Raw genomic sequence first — 2,003 nt, forward strand, 5'->3', positions numbered from 1 at the left:
CACCTAACGTTACGTGGCAGATCGATGATCTCTCAAGTACAATCTATTTGACACCTATCTTTGCTCCAGTCTGATGGGATAGCCTCTTCAGCGCAGCACAACCTAAGTTGGCATCAAGTCCGTACTTTTGCGCCACGACACACCGGATGGATTGCCACGATAAGCAAGAATATAACCTCATTGCTTTATTCTCGCACCGCAATCACTGCGATATTGTAAATTAACCAACCGCGCTGCTTTGGATTTTACTATAATATTCGCTCTAACTCCGGCGTTTGTCATAGAGCTTCTTAGCACCCTCAACTTTAATGCTTAGAGACTTTCAGAAATGACGAACTGCTCTTCGACAGACAGTCTTCACCCGTCGCGGTGCCCCGCCAGCCGGGACCTCGCGCCAAGAGTCAGAGCCGAACCATGCATGTGCACAATGAGCAATCCGCCCGACATAAGCTGCCCCCCGGTTTGGATGATACCAGGTTGAACACAGTGACGCCCATGCATGTCTGCCTCGTCGTCGACGACGACACGATCGCCGACCACCTGGTCTCGGCCCTGGAAAACGGCGGCCGACACCGGATATCCGTTTTTCACGATATTGCTGATCTTCAGCAAAGCAATATCACTCCCGACGCCATCCTGATCGGTGTCCAGCAGTTCGCGGCGCTGCGCGAGAACGAGCCGATGGTTTATCTTCGGCTTTCCCGGCGCAGCCGGATCGTGGTGGTGCTGAGCAGCCGCGAGCTGCTCGATGCAGCCCACATCCTCGCTTTCGCAGATGCCTGGGTCTTCCAGGACATCAACTCCGACCGGATCAACGAGCTGATCGATCTGGGACTGGAAGGGCACTGCCTCATGCCCAAGCAGTTCCTGTCCCGCCTCGGGGTAGACGAGATCAGGCTGACGCTTCTGCCTCGCCTCTCGGACGTCGAGTTCCAGACACTGCTTCTTCTCGGCCAGGGGCTCAACAACCGGACGATCGCGGACCAGCTCGACCTGTCCGAAGCCGTCATCAAGTCGATGGTCAGAAGCGTCCTGTCGAAACTGCACTTCCGCAACCGCACCGAAGCGGGCGTCTTCGCGGCACGTCAGCAGCCCTCGCTCGAACAGGCGCGGGGTTCGGAAACGCTGACGCCGCTGGCGATGCGCACCTCCGAAGGCTGACAGCCGGAGACCGCAAGCCATACGCTTCGACCAACAGCCAGGATCCGGCGGCGACCGGGCCGGACAGAAAAGAGGCCGGTCCCTTGCAGCGTGGGAAACCGGCCCTCTTTCCCCGATACAAGGAAGTGCTTCAGGCGATCGATGCCGCGGCGCCGCCGGTCAGCTCTCCGCCGATGCCGTTGTTGAGCGCCCAGATGGCCGCCTGTGTACGGTTCGACGCGTTGATCTTGCGCAGCAGGCTCTTCAGATGAACCTTGACGGTCGCTTCCGTGATGTTCAGATGGTTGGCGATCATCTTGTTGCTGTCGCCGTTGAGCAGGCAACGCAGGATCTGAACTTCGCGCTGCGACAGGCCCTTTCGCGAGATCGGCATCTCGAGCCCGTTGCCGTTGACCCGGCCGCTGATGAGAAGTGCGGCCAGATGGGTCGGGAACACTTTTTCGCCCATCATCACCAGCCTCAGCGACTGAGCCAGGGCATCGGCGGAAAGGTCTTTCATGAGGTAACCGTCGGCGCCCGCCTCGAGTGCGTTCGCCAGACGGCGCGTGCAAAGGTCGGTCGTCAGAACGACCATCCTGGTGTCCGGCAGCAATGCCCGCAGACGCCGCATGGCCTCGGCTTCGTCGTCGCCGCCATTGACCAGATCGAGCAGGACGAGCTGAGGGCGGAGCCCCGACTCGGCGATCGCGACGCCTTCGCGGATGTTGCCCGCTTCGGCGACGATCTGGAACGGCGAGTCATCCAGCAGGCGCTTGAGCCCCTCCCGGAAAAGTTTCTTGGAATCGATCAGAAAAGCTTCGATACGTGGCATAGTCTGCTCCCGCGCTGAAAGGCTATTAGGT

General features: G+C 59.3%; 2 protein-coding genes. One reads left to right on the forward strand and one right to left on the reverse strand.

Features of this window, described 5'->3' with window-relative positions; genetic code table 11:
- Positions 1–486 precede the first annotated feature (486 nt).
- Entirely contained in the window at positions 487–1,161 is a 675-nt protein-coding gene (locus AC5JJ6_RS11685) for a LuxR C-terminal-related transcriptional regulator (protein ID WP_496042193.1), read from the forward strand.
- Between the two features lie 130 nt (positions 1,162–1,291).
- On the opposite strand, the gene AC5JJ6_RS11690 is transcribed toward AC5JJ6_RS11685, so the two are convergent.
- Complete coding sequence (locus tag AC5JJ6_RS11690; RefSeq protein WP_496042194.1) at positions 1,292–1,972, reverse strand: LuxR C-terminal-related transcriptional regulator; 681 nt, start codon at positions 1,970–1,972, stop codon at positions 1,292–1,294.
- Positions 1,973–2,003 lie beyond the last annotated feature (31 nt).

The sequence above is a fragment of the Skermanella sp. genome (genome assembly GCF_059503625.1).